Origin of the sequence: Zhenpiania hominis (assembly GCF_014333425.1) — a bacterium.
Lineage (GTDB): Bacteria > Bacillota > Clostridia > Peptostreptococcales > Anaerovoracaceae > Hominibacterium > Hominibacterium hominis.
This window is the reverse complement of the sequence record NZ_JACRYT010000007.1, coordinates 62,459-77,646: the sequence shown is the minus strand read 5'-3', so window position 1 is coordinate 77,646 and position 15,188 is coordinate 62,459. Positions and strand designations below refer to the sequence as shown.

Below are 15,188 nucleotides of genomic sequence, written 5' to 3'. Positions count from 1 at the left end.
GAGAATCGCTGATTATGAAAAAAGCAATGTTATTGTTACTGATATGCTCTATACTTATCTTTTCTGTGGCGTGTGGAGGAAGCGCGGATACGGAATCCGGACAGGCAGAGGCTTCACAGGAAAGCGTGCAGACATCGGAAAGCGCTAAGCCTTCCCGCGCGGAAGCTTCCAGAGTGCTGGTTGCATATTTTACCTGGGCGGATAACACGGAAAACCCGGAGGGCGTAGATGAAATGGCTTCTCCCAGCGTACACGCTCCCGGACATGTGGCGCAGCTGGCTTCCTGGATTCAGGAACGGACCGGAGGGGACTCCTTCTCCATCCGCGTAACAGAGCCTTATTCCAGCGACTGGGACGAATGTCTTGACCGCGCTAACCAGGAAAAGGCGGAGGGAACCAGGCCGAAACTGGTGGAAACCGTAGAGAATATGGATGACTACGATGTGATATTTCTAGGTTACCCTAACTGGTGGTACAGCTGCCCCATGGCGCTGATTTCTTCCCTGGAAGAACAGGATTTTTCCGGCAAACAGGTTTATCTGTTCTGCTCCCATGGAACCGGAGGACTTGCCAACAGTGTGGAAGATATTACAGAGGTGATTCCAGATGCGGATCTGTCCGATAATGTATTCGATGTTTACGAGGAAGACGCATCCTCATCCAGAGATGAGGTCGAAAGCTGGCTGCAGGAACTGGGGTATTAATTTATAAATTACCTTTGAAAGGGGGAAATGATTTTGACGGGGAAAACAAAAGTCAAGCTGGTTGTGGATCTGGTAATGACAGTACTGCTGCTTTGCCAGATGGCGTACATGATGATTGGGGAGGCTGCCCATGAATGGATTGGAACCAGTATGTTTGTTCTGTTTATCCTTCACCATGTACTGAACGGAAAATGGCATAGAAATCTGATAAAGGGAAGATATAGCGGTCTGCGCATTGCGCAGACCGTTGTCGGCGTTCTGATGCTGGCGGCTATGATCGGACTGATGCTGAGCGGAATTATGATGTCCAGATATGTTTTTTCATTCCTTTCCATTGAAGGGAGCATTTCCTTTGCGAGGACGCTGCATATGCTGGCTTCTTACTGGGGATTTCTTCTGATGAGCATTCATCTTGGACTGCACTGGAGTATGATTCTGGGCATGGCAAGGAAAATGCGCGGAGAAAAAAAGACTTCCCGAGCGGGGATTTTCCTTCTGCGTCTGGCGGCGGCAGCTATCAGTGCATATGGAATCTTTGCCTTCGTGAAACATGATTTGGCGTCGTATCTATTTTTGAAAACGGAGTTTGTGTTTTTTGATATGAGCCAGCCGCTGCTGCTGTTCCTTTCGGAATATGCGGCTATGATGGGACTCTTTGTATGTCTGGCTTACTATGGGGAAAAGCTGCTGCGGAGACTTGGGCAGAGAAAATAATTATGTTACATAAAATTAAAAAAATGTAAAAATAAGGGTAGAAAATCGCTTGCTTGTGCGATATAATAAAACGAAAAAGGGATAAATTTCCATATATGGATAGGTATGCAAGGCACAGTGGATGATTAGAGGGGGCGGACATGGCAGAAAATCAGAATATAGAATGGAAAGCGTCCTGGCATGATGAGTACTTGAAATGGATTTGTGGCTTTGCCAACGCACAGGGAGGAAGGATTTATATTGGAATTAATGATAAGGGATTTGTGAGCGGCATCTCAGATAGTCGAAAAATGCTTGAAGATATTCCGAACAAAATTCGGGACATTCTGGGAATCATTGCTGATGTGAATTTACTGACACAAGATGGGAAGGAATATATTGAGATTTGCATCAGTCCCAGCAGTTATCCAGTAAACTATAAAGTTTGAAGTATATGAAAGCAATCATATCCTATGATAATGTTACGAGGATTGAAACCTATCCCCTTCCAAAAGCAGCTGTCAGGGAAGCTGTTTATAATGCGATTATTCATTGTAACTATGCCGCGCTGGTTCCGATACAGATTCGGATTCATGAAGATGCGGTCTATATCAGTAATGACTGTGTATTTCCAGTTGGGTGGACTGTGGAGACTTTGATGGAGCGCCATCGCTCACAGCCATATAATCCGAATGTTGCCAATGGATTTTTTCGGGCAGGATATGTGGAGACATGGGGCCGGGGAATCGAGAAGATATGTGAAGCGTGTAAAGAACATGGTGTACGATTGCCGGAATACACTCTTCACATGGAAGACATTATGATAAAGTTTACGCCTTTGATGGACTCTCGAAAGGAGAAAAAACAGACTGTCACTTTGGATGGCACTTTGGATGGCACTTTGAGTGGCACTTTGGAAGAAAATATATTGTCAGCAATAAGAAAAAATTCTAAAGTGACACAATCTCAGATTGCATTGGAAATTGATTGTTCCGAAAGGAAGGTAAAACGGCTTATGAAATCTATGCAGGAGAAAGGTATGATTGAACGTGTTGGCGGACGCCGATCAGGAGAATGGGTTGAAAAATGAAAAAAGAATTGGACTTTTTCCGAGTTGGAAGAGCTTACGGCGGAAACCAGGACTGGTTTGCCGATCCTATGATGAGGCTTGGCGGATGCGCGGCCGTTACTGCATGTGACAGCAGCATTTATTTTGATCGTTACAGGGGAACGCGTCTGTATCCGTTTCATCAGGGCCGGATTTCGAAAAAAGAATATACCCGCTTTGGTATGCGGATGAAGCCTTACTTAAAACCGAGATGGTCAGGCATTGATTCGCTGGATATTTACATAGATGGTTACGGAGCGTTTCTGGAAGATGCCGGCTGCGATTCCATTGGAATGAAGCCGTTTTCCGGAGAGGAAAGCGCTGAGCTGGCAGGCAAAGAAGTCGTAAAACAGATCGATCGGGGATTTCCGGTACCCTGTCTGACTTTAAATCACACGAATCCGTCGTTTAAATTTTATGAGTGGCACTGGTTCCTGCTGACGGGATATGAAACTGCGGAAAAAGACTGTAAGGTGAAGGCGGTTACATACGGAAGCTGGAACTGGATCAGCCTGAATGGTCTGTGGGATACCGGGTATTCGCGCAGGGGCGGTCTGATCCTGTATGGAGAAAAATAAGGAACAAGTAAAAGGATAAAAAATGTCCGAAATCGGACTTGACAAACAAAATCCAACTCGTATAATAAGTAGTAGCGCGGAGGGTGAATCATTCGTGAAATGGTAAGCTGGATAAGGCGCAGGCTGAAATGCCTGTTTCCTTGTCCGGCTTTTTTGATTTTAGGGAGGTGTTATTTTGAATGCGAGATGTGAGCAAAAGTATTTGAAAGTCAAGGGGACGATTTTGCTGATTGCGTTTATGAACATGATTGTGCCGCTGTCCCTGGACATGTATTTGCCGGCAGTGCCACAGATGGCGAAAATCTTCAGTACCAACGAATCTACCGTTAATCTGACCCTGGTAGGCTTTTTCTTTTTTATGGCAGTGGGGATTTTGCTGTTTGGTCCGCTGAGTGACAAATACGGACGGAAGCCGCTGCTGCTGGGCGGAACCCTGGTTTACGCAGCGTTCAGCGCTGCCTGCGCGCTGGCTCCGAGTATAGGTGTTCTGATTGGAGCCCGGATTGTACAGTCACTGGGAGCCGGCTGTATGATGGCTGTGTCCACCGCCATGATCAAGGATTGTTTTGAGGAAAAACAAAGGAATACGATTCTCGCGGTCGTTCAGGCAATGTCCGTAATCGCGCCGATGGTAGCGCCGGTTCTCGGCGCGTGGGTAGTTACCCTGTCCGGCTGGAGAACAACATTCTGGATTCTGGCAGTTCTGGGGGCGCTGTGCTTCCTGGCGGTTCTTGCCCTTCAGGAAACCCTGCCGGGAGAGGAACGATTTACAGGCCGCATTATCGGAACATTGGGGCGGCTGCTGGAGGTCGGAAAAAATAAGGGATTTACTACATTTCTGCTGTCAGCGGCAATGCTGTCCGCTCCATATATGGCATACGTATCGGTTTGTTCTTATATCTATATTAACTACTTTTCGCTGTCAGAAACAACTTACAGCTATTACTTCGCGGTAAATTCAGCGGCAGCGATTCTCGGACCGATCTGTTACATTAAAGTGAGCAAAAAAATCAATCCGAATGTAATGATGAGCGCATGTGTAATAATCGCTCTCATCTGCGGAGGACTGCTGCTGGGATTCGGCTGGATGGCGCCGATCGCGTTTTTGCTTTGCTTCCTTCCATTTACCATTGTGGAAAGCGCGGTACGTCCTTTCAGCACAGCAATCCTTTTAAACCAGCAGGAGCAGGATACGGGCTCAGCTTCTTCTCTGATTAATTTTACGCATACGGTACTGGGCAGTGTCGGCATGCTCCTTGGAACTCTGAACTGGGGAAGCTACATCAGCGGACTGGGAATTCTTCTCATTGGATTTTCGGTGATTTCCCTGGGAATGTGGGTGCTGATTCATAAAAGCAGCATGGCGGTAAAAGGACTGAACGGATAATGTGGTAAAAGTAAACACGATAAGAGTGCCTGAGTTTTTGTATCTTTCCTCGGAAAACTGTGATACTATAAAATAAAAAGGTGTATAGAAGGGGGAATACAAATTGTCAGATTTGTTTGATATAGCAAAGTTTGATTCCTATAGAGAAGACAACCGACGTGAAGTCAAAAAGGCGAAAGGTGGATTGCCGAATTCACTGTGGGAAACGTATTCTTCTTTCGCTAATTGTTATGGTGGAGTGATTATTCTCGGAGTCAGGGAAAATCAGGACGGTGCCTGGCATACTACAGGACTGAGTGCGAAAGATAAGGAAAAATTGTTAAAGCAGCTGTGGGATACTGTTAATAACCGTAAAAAAGTAAATATCAATCTTTTAAAAGAGGATGATATTGAAACATACATGGTAAATGGAGATCTGGTTCTCGTTATTTATGTGCCTGCAGCGAAAAGAGAGGAAAAGCCGGTATATATTAACGATGATTTATTTGGAGGCACTTACAGGAGAAATCATGAAGGGGATTATCGCTGCACGCGTCTGCAGGTAAAGACAATGCTCCGTGATCAGGGCGAGAATACGATGGATATGGAAGTACTGGACGATACCCTATTGGAAGAACTGAATTATGAAACCATTCAGGGGTACAGGAATCGTCATAGAACGCTGAAATCCGGGCATCCGTTTGAAAGACTGAACGATGCGGAATATTTACGAAGCATAGGCGCTGCAGCAGTCTCACGTGAGGATAAACAGCTACATCCCACAGCCGCTGGTATGCTGATGTTCGGAGAAGAGTACAACATTGTTCGCCATTTCCCTGAGTATTTTCTGGATTACCGTGAAATGCTGGATCCGTTAATACGTTGGACAGATCGACTGCAATCGAGTTCCGGGGAATGGTCGGGAAACCTTTGTGATTTTTATTTTCGTGTATATAATAAAATTATCAAAAATGTGAAAATACCTTTTGCCATGGACGGAGGCAATAGAATTGATGATACACCAGTTCATAAAGCGCTTCGCGAAGCCTTGGCAAATTGTCTGATTAATGCTGATTATTATGGAACACGGGGTATTGTGATCAAAAATGAACCGGATAAGCTTATACTTGAAAATCCAGGCTACATCAGAACCGGAAAGGCGCAAATGTTGAAGGGAGGGGAATCAGACCCCAGAAATAAATCGCTTATGAAGATGTTTAATCTGATTAATATTGGAGAACGATCCGGAAGCGGTGTGCCGCTTATCCTTAACACCTGGGAAGATGAAGGCTGGGAAAAACCTGTCATTGAAGAACGATTTGATCCGGATCGGACAATCTTAGAGCTTGAATTTGTGAAGAAAACAAGCGAAGAAAACAAGCGAAGAAAACAAGCGAAGAAAACAAGCGAAGAAAACAAGCGAAGAAAAACAGGCGCTCATATCGAAAAGATACAAGAATATCTTGGAGAAAACGGAGCATCAAAGACAAAGGATATTGCTGCCTATATAGGGCTGAGCCCTGCGCGGACAAGAGCGATTCTGGCAGAGATGGGGAATATTGAAATTATAGGGACAAATACGAACAGGGAATACAGGCTTAAAAAGCCTGAGTCGTAGACGAACCAGGGGGCTTGACCCGTTCACTACGGGATCATGCCGATCAAAATAGACAGGGCAGCCATGAGCAGTGTTAAAAGAATCGGCCCCAGCTTCGTTTTATAATAAAGACAGATGGTTAGAAAGCAAAGGCCCGTCTGCACAGGATCGATCTGTGACAGAAAATTTCCGGACCAGCCGGAACCGGTATAGATGCTGCCCTCTGCCAGAAATAGGCCGGATATGGCGATCAGCGCCAATCCGGCGATTTTCATTTTATGCAGGACCATATCCATCGCGAGGGCGCTTTCGTTCTTCTTTAAAATAGTTACCGCGACATAGGTAAAGACTGCGCAGGGGAGACAGACGGCCAGACTGATGAGAAAGGCACCAGGCCAGCCATACGCCTCAAACCCCGCGTAAGTCGCCGTATTGATGGATACCGGACCGGGTGTGATTTGGGAAATCGCGACCAGGTTGGAAAAGTCCTCCCTGGTCATGATCCCGAATTTTTCCACGGCCTGATAAATGATAGGCAGCATGGCGTACCCGCCGCCGACACTGAAGCTGCCGATTTTTAAAAAAGCGATAAATAACTCAAACATGTTTCCTTCTCCTCATTACGATAAAATAGTGGACGGCACCAAGCAGGGCGTAAAAGACGAGCAGCAAAATTGCGTTTGTATGAAAGAACATGGTTGCAGCAAAAGCTGCGGCGAAGAGAAATTTATCCAATTTTGTGCTCAGAATCGCTTTCCCCATTCGGATTACTGTACATATAACCAGTGCAACAGAGGCTGATTTAATTCCTTTCAGGCCATCTTCCAGGACATGTTCCAAAGGAAGAGCATCAAGGAGGGCAACAAAGGCCAGTATGCCGAGAACCGCCGGAATAATGGACGCGATCACCGCAGATATGGCGCCTGCAGTGCCTTTCCTTTTATAGCCGACATATACGGCGGCATTGACGGCAACGACGCCGGGGAGACTCTGCGCAAGGGCAAAGCACTCCACCAGTTCGTCCTCTTTCAGCCAGCTTCTTTTTTCCACCACCTCCTTCATCAGAATGGGAGCCATCGTAACGCCTCCGCCGAAGGTGACAGTGCCGATTTTAAAAAAGAGCCAAAACAGTTGTAAAAGCAATTTAACGCTTTTCATACAAAGTCCTTTCCTGAGCTAGAAAAATGTAATGTCAAGACCTCCCTGCATTTCGATAAACCGCTTTAAAAGCTGGGCGGTTTTTACCGCGTCGTTGATATTCAGCAGTTCGACTGGCGTATGGGAGTACCGTCTGGGGATTGCCAGCGTCGCGGCCGGAATCCCGCTTCCTGCCGTATGCATGATGCTTTCTTCCGTAATATAAAGGTTTTCGCTGATAACCAGCTCCTGCAGCGTCATACCGAGGGTGTCAGCCGCGTCGTATAAACCCCTTCTGAGAGCCGGATGCATGCAGGAATAACGTCGGAAGTCCGGATCTCCCTGAGCGAGAATCAGGACCGGTCCGCGGTCCATATAGACGGGGAGTTCACGGGCTGTATTCACATCGGGAACATCTCCGCATGGAACCGTGTCAAGGACGATCGCGTAGTCCGGATCGATCTGAGTGGCCGGACTGACCATTCCTGCAATCGTTGTTTCTTCCAGAACGGAGAATACCGCAACGATTTCGCCTTCCAGAGCATCTTTGTCGATGGTTTCCAGCAGCTGCAGCAAAATCGCGCAGCCGGTCCGGTTGTCGAGGGATTTTGTGCAGACCAGATCCGGATTGGACATTTCCAGAAAGTCGCTCTGCAGTACAATCTTATCTCCGAGGCGGATTCCGTAAGACTGTGCCTCTTCTTTGGAAAATGCGCCGACATCGATATAGGCCTGCTTTGTGCTCTCAACTTTGCCGGCCTCTTCCGGAGTCATGATATGGGCGGCCCGCAGCCCGATTACACCGGGAACGCGGCCTTTTTCCGTCTGAATCCAGACTTTTCTGGCCGGAATGACTTTATTGGAAAAATCGCCAACCTTTTCAAACAGGATGAATCCGTCCTCTGTGATGTTTTTTACAATAAAACCGATTTCATCCATGTGGGCGGTTACAATAGCGCGCTTGCCGGGACGGGAACCCTTTAGAAATCCGGTTACCGTTCCCATGCCGGAAACTTCCACTTTGTCACATACCGCTTCCAGGCGCTGTTTTATATAGCGGCCGACTTCGGCTTCGGAGCCGTCAACACTGATCAGTTGCGTTAAAGTCTGAATGTCTTTTTTGAGTTGTTCTTTCATTTGCGGTTCCTTTCTTTTTCCTGAGTTTTATGAATCTGAATCCTGCTTTCCGAAGAATCCTTTTTTATAGAGCAGGCGCGACAGCAGTACCGGAATGATAACTGCAGTTATCATCATAAGGCCGTAAATGTGCGCCAGCAGCAGGTAGATAACGGTTGTAATAAGGATGATAAAGCTGAGTCTCGGTTCGAATCTGCAGAACTGAACATAGACGGCGGCGAATACAGCCGGGACCGTATAAGACTGCACTGCAGAAAGCAATTTCTCTGGAAACAGTCCAATAATGGATGTACCAAAGACCGCTGTGATGAACACGACCGTGAGGGTTGTAAACAGAGAACCTGCAATACCGATCGTGGATACAACGGACCCCCGGTCTGAACCATACGGAACTCCTACCGATTCCTGAGCCACAGAAGCAGCGGGTACACGAACATCCGAGATGCTTCCGGCAGTCATGGACATATACGTTCCGGTCAGTCCCAGAATCGGATAATAAGAGAGCGGTTCAATAAAGTAATAGGCTCCAAAGGCCGCGGCGATGGTTGCCCAGGAGGACAGGGCGATGGACCAGTCCGGAAAGACGCCGTACCGGAGTTTCAAATAGATAACCGGAAGAAACATGCTTACCATAACGACCGGGATCATAATGGTGCCGATCCTTGTAACCTTTTTTCGCCAGAGTTCATTAAAAGAAAGATTATTATTCATGGTTTTCCTCACTTTCTGTTTCCTTCAGGTGCTAAAAAATCATCGCGGACGCAATCCCCGCTACCATCGCAAGACCGAGGCAGTATTCTTTCAGCCATTTCCAGCGGTTGGAGAGCTGCTGCAGAGCCCACATGGCGGCAGCGGAAACAGCCATTACCAGCACAACTTTGTAATCCACGCTCTGAATACCGGTAACAACGTACTCACTGCAGAAGGCGCCGAAAATTCCAAGTGTGGCAGCACTGGAGAAGATTTCCATCCAGCGGCTGTCGCCTCCGCCGATCCGATTGCGGACTTTTTCCATTCTGCTTCCAAAAATCCAGGTGACAACCAGCCAGCCGCAGGCGTTGATGGACATAGTCCACCAGGCGTTGGAAAGTTCCATCATCGATAATGGTTCCGAAATATCTCCGCCCAAAGCGTTTACGCCGACGGTCGCGGCAGTAAGTTCTGTGGTAGCTCCGCCGATTACCGACAGACGCAGCCAGGAAATCGGTCCGCCCAGCACGGAAATGAGGCCGATCATAACAATGAAGACACCGAAGGCCGGTCCGATTGCAGATACAACGCCGGCGCGGAGCGCGCGGTTGCACTGCTTTTTCGTCAGGTTAATTTCTTTCAGGCCGGCTGCTTTTCTCGCCAGCCGGAGAAATAAGATGGTTTCAACTAGTACAGCAATTACAGCGATTGACGCCAGCGCCCAGACCGCAGGGCTGTTGGCAACTTCTAAAGCATTTAAATTTTCCATAACAGCATTCCTTTCTGTACTTTTTAAAGGTAGATAATTGCGATCAGATAACCCCTTTCTTTTTCAGTTCTTCCAGCTCATCCTCTCCAATCCCGGCCATTTCCTTATAAACACTGCGATTGTCCTCCCCCAGCACAGGAGCGGCTTTGTAGACGGCTCCCGGCGTGAGGCTCATTTTGATAGGGAGTCCGGCGATCAGGTTTTTGCCCGCTTTTGGATGTTCCACTTCGACGATCATATTTCTTGCCTGAATCTGCGGGTTTTCAAGAACCTTATCGATCGTATTGATCAGACTGCAGGGTACGCCTGCGTCATCGAGAATCTTTACCCACTCGTCTGCCTTTTTCCCAACCAGGCGTTCGCACAGGAGGGCGAACATTTCATCATGATGATATCCCCGTTCCGGATTTGTGGAAAACCGTTCGTCTGTAATCAGCTCTTCGCAGTCCAGAGCGGTGCAGAGTTTGCTCCACAGCACATCGTTTCCTGCAGCAATCATAATATCTTCGCTTGCCGTTGGGAATGTTTCAAATGGGAAGATCGAAGTATGCGTATTTCCTGTAGGCTTTGGAACCTTCCCCGTAACGGTATAACGAGCAATGGCATTTTCCAGGATCGCCACCTGAGAATCCAGCATAGCAACATCAATATACTGGCCCTTTCCGGTGTTCTGCCGGTGGATATAGGCGGCGAGAATACCGGTCGAGCAGAACATGCCCGCGATAATATCGCCGATGGACGAACCGATTTTCACTGGTTTTCCGCCCTTTTCGCCCGTAATTCCCATAATTCCGCCCATAGCCTGGACAATTCCGTCATAGGCGGCGCGCCTGCTGTAAGGCCCGGTTTGTCCGAATCCGGAAATAGATGCGTAGATGATTCCGGGGTTGACCTGACAGATGGTGTCGTAATCCAATCCCAGTTTTTCCATGGTACCGGGGCGGTAATTTTCAAGAATGACATCCACCTGCGCAGCCAGTTTTTTAAAAATTTCTTTTCCTTTTTCGGATTTCAAATTCAGTGTAATGCTCTTTTTGTTGCGGTTGACGCTCATAAAGTAAGCGCTCTCGTCTTTTTGAAATGGACCGAAATGTCTGGAATCATCTCCGATTTCAGGCATTTCCAGTTTGATGACTTCCGCGCCCAGATCGGCCAGCATCATGGATGTGTAAGGTCCGGAGAGCACCCGGGTCAGATCCAGGATACGGATTCCAGTCAGAGGTCCCTGCCTGTCCTGTGTCAAGAGAATCACTCCTTTCTTTCCTGTAGAATGATGAATGGTGTCAAAGCGAAAAACGTTTTTTGCTATAGCTGCATTATAAATAATGGAGCATGGTGAAACGCAAGAGGAAGATTTTGAGTTTTTAGAATATTTAGTTAATAGAAAAAACAAAACGAGCAAATTCAAGCGAAAATTGTCAAAAATATAGAGCAGACTATAGATTTTGGATAAAATTCGGATTTTCTGTTAAAAATATGGACAATAGTATAGAAGGCGGGGAAAAAGGACGCGCGAAATAGTCTGAATTTTATTGTACAAACAGACAACTTATTGTATGATTTTAGAAATGAAACTTTGGGTTCGGATGGGAGGGATAAGTGATGAAAATCGGAAAATTTTGTGAAAGATTTGGGGTATCACCGACAACTGTACGCTTCTATATCCGGATCGGGCTTTTAGCGCCGAACAAGAAAAACTCCCAATATAACTTTACTGCTTCCGATATTGCGGAAATGGAAGGGATCTGCAAGTTGAAAGAACTATCTTTTAATCTGGATGAGATTAAACAGTATTTACAGATTATCCGGATGTATGATATCCGGGATGACGGAATCCGGGAACATCTGCTGCCGCTCTACGAGAAAAAACAGGAATCCCTGGAAAAGGATATTGCGTCGATCCGGGCTTCCATTCAAGTTCTTCAAAGCGAAATTTGAATATCAGTAAATTATGACCTCTCAACAGAGGTTACAGTGTTTTAATAAAATCCTCCAAAAGCCCTGAAAATAAAGGATTTATCGCAATGTATTCTCCTTATCTCTTTATACGGTTACACACAAGTTTACTCTTTCTCTCCTTGCTCATAAGGGCAAATACAAGGGCAAGAAAATCTCATAACAAGATATAACAGAGTGTGGCAATCGGGAAACTGTGATGTATGTGCGAATATATAATTTTGGAGGATTACAAAATGAAACAGTACATCTACAACAAGCAAAACGGTCTTTGGTATGAGCTATGGGGCGATTATTATATTCCCTGCTTGGATTTACCAGCCGAAAAAGAAGAACGGTCTATCGGCGTATGGGGGCGGCGGCATTTGCGGTATATCCGAGAGCATAAAAAGGCGCTTTATACCAGCCTTTTGACAAGCGGCAAGCTGCAATCCTATCTTGCCGATGTTGAAGAACAGGCGCAGGAACTGTTTGACCGGCTTATGAAGCAGCGGGCAGAGCGTGAGGGCATTACCGAAACGCTGAAAGCCGACAATCAGATGGAATGGGTGCAGAGAATGAACGCCCTGCGGTCGGCGGTCATAGAAACCGTCAACGCTGAGGTGATCTTCGTATGAGAAAGAAGAAATACCACCTTTATTTGACGGCAGAAGAAATACGGTATCTTTTCAACGCTCTGCTTGCTTACCGCAATAAGATGCTGGCGCAGGGCAGATATACAGACCTTATAGACGAGGTAATGATAAAGCTGCAAAAATGAGCCTGTAACGCTTTCAGACGCAAAATTGAGTGGCAAGGTACAAACACCTTGCCACTCAAAGTTTATGCTCTAGAAATGGCTTAAAATCAGGCTTTTTTGACCTCTAAATGTTTACACAACAGGATTGACGATTTGATTTGGTGTCAACAGCATATTCGTTCTTCTCTCGAAAAAAGGTTGAAAATTAGCCGGTTTTGTGGTAAGTTATATGTGTAAAGTTATATCCAGAGATGAGCTTGACAAAAAGGATGGCAGGAAGTACACTGATAACAATCAAACCATAATTCTGCTCATTCTCTCTGTCAAGCTACAAACGGGTAGGGTATGCCTTTTTGCGTTGTCCAGTGGACGATGCAAAATTTTTTGACAGCGTATTAACTGTCCGGTCAATCAAAAACGGAGGGAGGAATTTCATGGCAGACGAAAAAGGAAGTCCAGAAAGACGCGCCGCCCTTTTGGAAACCTGCTTTGAGGTGTTCTGCAAAAACGGGCTGGAAAACACCGGCCTGAAAATGCTGGCAGAAGCCTGCGGGGTTACGAACGGGGCGCTGCTCTATTACTTCGGCAGCAAGGACAACCTCATCATCGAATCCACCGCCCACTGCATGGCAAAGGTGGAGGACGACTTCATGGCGCGGGCGCCACGGAGCTTTGAGGACATTGAACGTTTCTTAAAGGAAATGCCGTACATCACGGCGAAGCTGCACGGCGGGAAATACCGCTTTATGTATCAGGTGTACGCCAGCCCCAAATACCGGGAGCACGGCAAGGTGTTTTTCCAGGGCGTAAATGTCCGCTACCACCAGTACGCCATGCTGCTTTCCGGCAAGCTGGGAATGCCGGTGGATTTTATTCAGGGAATGATCTACATTTTTGTCCGGGCCTGCGTCCACTATGCGCTGTTTGAGGACGAGGAATATCTGAAATTGCAGCTGGATGCGATCCGTGTTTCGCTGAAGCTGTTTGTAAAAGAAAATAGACCAAAGGAGGAAAATCTATGAAATGCAAATCATTTAATCGAGCCTTAGCGGTGTTGCTATCGCTGATGCTTATCGTCTGCTTCTTTCCGACCACGGTGTTTGCGGCAAATTCCACTGGCATCAAAGTAAATGGTGTGGACATTGTCAACGCCCCTAATTATACCGTAGAATGCGGGGACGGTACAGCAGTATATGATCCATCCGACAATGTACTGACATTGGAGAATGCGACAATAACGCGCACGGATACTACAATCCCGATTTCGTTTTATGGCGGGGATTTGACAATCCTTTTAAAAGGCAGCAATACCATCACGACTCCTGACGGCGGAATCGTTGGATATCGCGGAAATGTCATATTTAAGAGTGAAGGAAACGGAAGCCTTACCATAAATTCTTCCGGTCTTTTTGGGGTCTATTGTGACGACAATGCAGAGACTTCAGGACATATTACGGTTGACGGGGCAACCCTGAACATCAATACAACAAGCGACGATGCTCAGGGCCTTCATGCGCTAAGGTCGGTGACTATCAAAAATAATGCCAATGTCACTCTTACGGGGGCGGGAACGAATTATTTTTGCATTTACGCGGAAGAAGACCTGTCGATTGCCGACAGTACCCTGAATGCCACTCTCAATTCGGCAGATGGCGGAAACACGGTCGTCAGTTATGGGAACATTTCTATTGAGCGATCTACTGTGAATGTGACTACAAGGGCCAATAACATCGCACTTGCCGCAATAAACGGACTTTCTATTTCGGACAACAGCCAGGTAACCGTAAAGAGCAATGGAAATGCGAGCGCAGTTTATACGCCTCAGAATCTGACCGTAAGCGATTCCATCCTCAAAGCGGAAAGTTCGCAAATAGCCATACGAAACGGCGGCGCAATGCACATTGTAAACAGCACGGTCGAAGCAACCTGCAAGGGAAACCCTGTTACAGATAGCCTGCATTCGGAAGATACGATTTCCATCGAAGGGAATTCCGATGTCCTGGTCAAAGGCAAAATTTCTGCAGTAAACGGAGTGTCCATCGTTCCTTCTTCCGAAACATTCATAGATGTCAAAGTGGGAATGAAAGAAAACGGTGAAGAGGGAACAAGTCTTTTTGAAGGCTCCCCTTATAAAGAACCGACAACATTGAGCGGCTTGAGTGCATATACCTATGTGCATATCCTAAAACACACTCACACCTATGATCAAGATGACGTTTCTGACGCTTACAAGGCAAGCGCAGCCACCTGTACGGCCCCGGCGGAGTATTATTACTCCTGCGTATGCGGGAAGGCTGGGACATCAACCTTTACTTCTGGGACTGCCACCGGCCATACTGCAGGGACAGCTTGGGAATCGGATGAAAACGTCCATTGGAATGAATGCGTAAACTGCGGGGACAAAATGAACGAAGCCGCCCATACTTTTGAATGGGTAACGGATAAGGAAGCTACCGCCACAGAAGCAGGCTCCAAGCACGAGGAATGCACCGTATGCGGCTATGTAGGAACGACAGAAACGATTGCGGCAACCGGAACGACGGACGACACGGATGTACCGCAAACCGGCGATAACAGCAATCTTGCCCTTTGGATTGCGGTTATGTTTGCAGCGGGCGCTGCCCTGACTGGCACAGCCGTTTATAGCCGCAAGAGAAAATACAGTAAATAAATTCATATAACTATGCGCCCCTGTGGAATGAAGCCACGGGGCG

Annotated in this window: 18 protein-coding genes; 12 read left to right on the top strand and 6 right to left on the bottom strand. The window is 46.9% G+C overall.

Annotated elements, in window-relative coordinates; translation table 11 throughout:
• The first annotated feature begins 14 nt into the window (after positions 1-14).
• The 7 genes from H9L42_RS08435 to H9L42_RS08410 all read left to right on the top strand — a co-directional run bounded on the left by H9L42_RS08435 (position 15) and on the right by H9L42_RS08410 (position 6,067).
• Positions 15-704, top strand: a complete 690-nt coding sequence (locus H9L42_RS08435; RefSeq protein WP_187302955.1) for a flavodoxin — start codon at positions 15-17, stop codon at positions 702-704.
• Positions 705-737: 33 nt separating this feature from the next.
• Positions 738-1,418, top strand: coding sequence for a DUF4405 domain-containing protein (locus H9L42_RS08430; RefSeq protein ID WP_465270656.1), 681 nt, complete (start codon positions 738-740; stop codon positions 1,416-1,418).
• Positions 1,419-1,558: 140 nt separating this feature from the next.
• Positions 1,559-1,846 carry an AlbA family DNA-binding domain-containing protein gene (locus H9L42_RS17275; RefSeq protein WP_346726301.1) on the top strand — a complete coding sequence of 96 codons (288 nt, stop codon included), beginning with the start codon at positions 1,559-1,561 and terminating at the stop codon, positions 1,844-1,846.
• A 5-nt stretch (positions 1,847-1,851) separates the two neighbouring features.
• The gene (locus tag H9L42_RS08425) at positions 1,852-2,487 is read left to right on the top strand and encodes an ATP-binding protein (RefSeq protein ID WP_346726300.1); all 636 of its coding nucleotides are present in this window, start codon (positions 1,852-1,854) and stop codon (positions 2,485-2,487) included.
• The gene (locus H9L42_RS08420) at positions 2,484-3,083 is read left to right on the top strand and encodes a hypothetical protein (protein WP_187302953.1); all 600 of its coding nucleotides are present in this window, start codon (positions 2,484-2,486) and stop codon (positions 3,081-3,083) included. The genes H9L42_RS08425 and H9L42_RS08420 overlap by 4 nt, the downstream gene beginning before the upstream one ends.
• A 175-nt stretch (positions 3,084-3,258) precedes the next feature.
• On the top strand, positions 3,259-4,470 hold the full coding sequence (locus H9L42_RS08415) for a multidrug effflux MFS transporter (protein ID WP_243235719.1): 1,212 nt from the start codon (positions 3,259-3,261) through the stop codon (positions 4,468-4,470).
• A 103-nt stretch (positions 4,471-4,573) separates the two neighbouring features.
• Entirely contained in the window at positions 4,574-6,067 is a 1,494-nt protein-coding gene (locus H9L42_RS08410) for an ATP-binding protein (protein ID WP_187302952.1), read from the top strand.
• A 26-nt stretch (positions 6,068-6,093) separates the two neighbouring features.
• Here H9L42_RS08410 and H9L42_RS08405 read toward each other — a convergent pair whose 3' ends face one another.
• Genes H9L42_RS08405 through H9L42_RS08380 form a run of 6 tightly spaced genes read right to left on the bottom strand, consistent with a single transcriptional unit; the run spans position 6,094 to position 11,022 of the window.
• A complete protein-coding gene (locus tag H9L42_RS08405; RefSeq protein ID WP_187302951.1) occupies positions 6,094-6,651 on the bottom strand; it encodes a chromate transporter in 558 nt (185 codons plus the stop codon).
• Positions 6,644-7,204, bottom strand: coding sequence for a chromate transporter (locus H9L42_RS08400; protein WP_187302950.1), 561 nt, complete (start codon positions 7,202-7,204; stop codon positions 6,644-6,646). The genes H9L42_RS08405 and H9L42_RS08400 overlap by 8 nt, the downstream gene beginning before the upstream one ends.
• An 18-nt stretch (positions 7,205-7,222) precedes the next feature.
• On the bottom strand, positions 7,223-8,320 hold the full coding sequence (locus tag H9L42_RS08395) for a M42 family metallopeptidase (RefSeq protein WP_187302949.1): 1,098 nt from the start codon (positions 8,318-8,320) through the stop codon (positions 7,223-7,225).
• A gap of 27 nt (positions 8,321-8,347) precedes the next feature.
• Positions 8,348-9,031, bottom strand: a complete 684-nt coding sequence (locus H9L42_RS08390; protein ID WP_187302948.1) for a hypothetical protein — start codon at positions 9,029-9,031, stop codon at positions 8,348-8,350.
• Positions 9,032-9,062: 31 nt separating this feature from the next.
• Positions 9,063-9,779 (bottom strand): DUF5058 family protein, encoded by a 717-nt coding sequence (locus H9L42_RS08385; protein WP_187302947.1) that lies wholly within the window; start codon positions 9,777-9,779, stop codon positions 9,063-9,065.
• A 43-nt stretch (positions 9,780-9,822) separates the two neighbouring features.
• Positions 9,823-11,022, bottom strand: coding sequence for a CaiB/BaiF CoA transferase family protein (locus H9L42_RS08380; RefSeq protein WP_187302946.1), 1,200 nt, complete (start codon positions 11,020-11,022; stop codon positions 9,823-9,825).
• 359 nt (positions 11,023-11,381) lie between these two features.
• On the opposite strand from H9L42_RS08380, the gene H9L42_RS08375 reads away from it, so the two are divergent.
• From H9L42_RS08375 to H9L42_RS08355, 5 genes are all read left to right on the top strand, one after another.
• A complete protein-coding gene (locus H9L42_RS08375; RefSeq protein ID WP_187302945.1) occupies positions 11,382-11,717 on the top strand; it encodes a MerR family transcriptional regulator in 336 nt (111 codons plus the stop codon).
• 254 nt (positions 11,718-11,971) lie between these two features.
• Positions 11,972-12,352, top strand: coding sequence for a TnpV protein (locus tag H9L42_RS08370; protein WP_187302944.1), 381 nt, complete (start codon positions 11,972-11,974; stop codon positions 12,350-12,352).
• Entirely contained in the window at positions 12,349-12,495 is a 147-nt protein-coding gene (locus H9L42_RS08365; protein WP_187302943.1) for a hypothetical protein, read from the top strand. Before H9L42_RS08370 ends, H9L42_RS08365 begins: the two co-directional genes overlap by 4 nt.
• A 413-nt stretch (positions 12,496-12,908) precedes the next feature.
• On the top strand, positions 12,909-13,496 hold the full coding sequence (locus tag H9L42_RS08360) for a TetR/AcrR family transcriptional regulator (RefSeq protein ID WP_187302942.1): 588 nt from the start codon (positions 12,909-12,911) through the stop codon (positions 13,494-13,496).
• On the top strand, positions 13,493-15,145 hold the full coding sequence (locus H9L42_RS08355) for a hypothetical protein (protein ID WP_187302941.1): 1,653 nt from the start codon (positions 13,493-13,495) through the stop codon (positions 15,143-15,145). The genes H9L42_RS08360 and H9L42_RS08355 overlap by 4 nt, the downstream gene beginning before the upstream one ends.
• Positions 15,146-15,188: the final 43 nt, after the last annotated feature.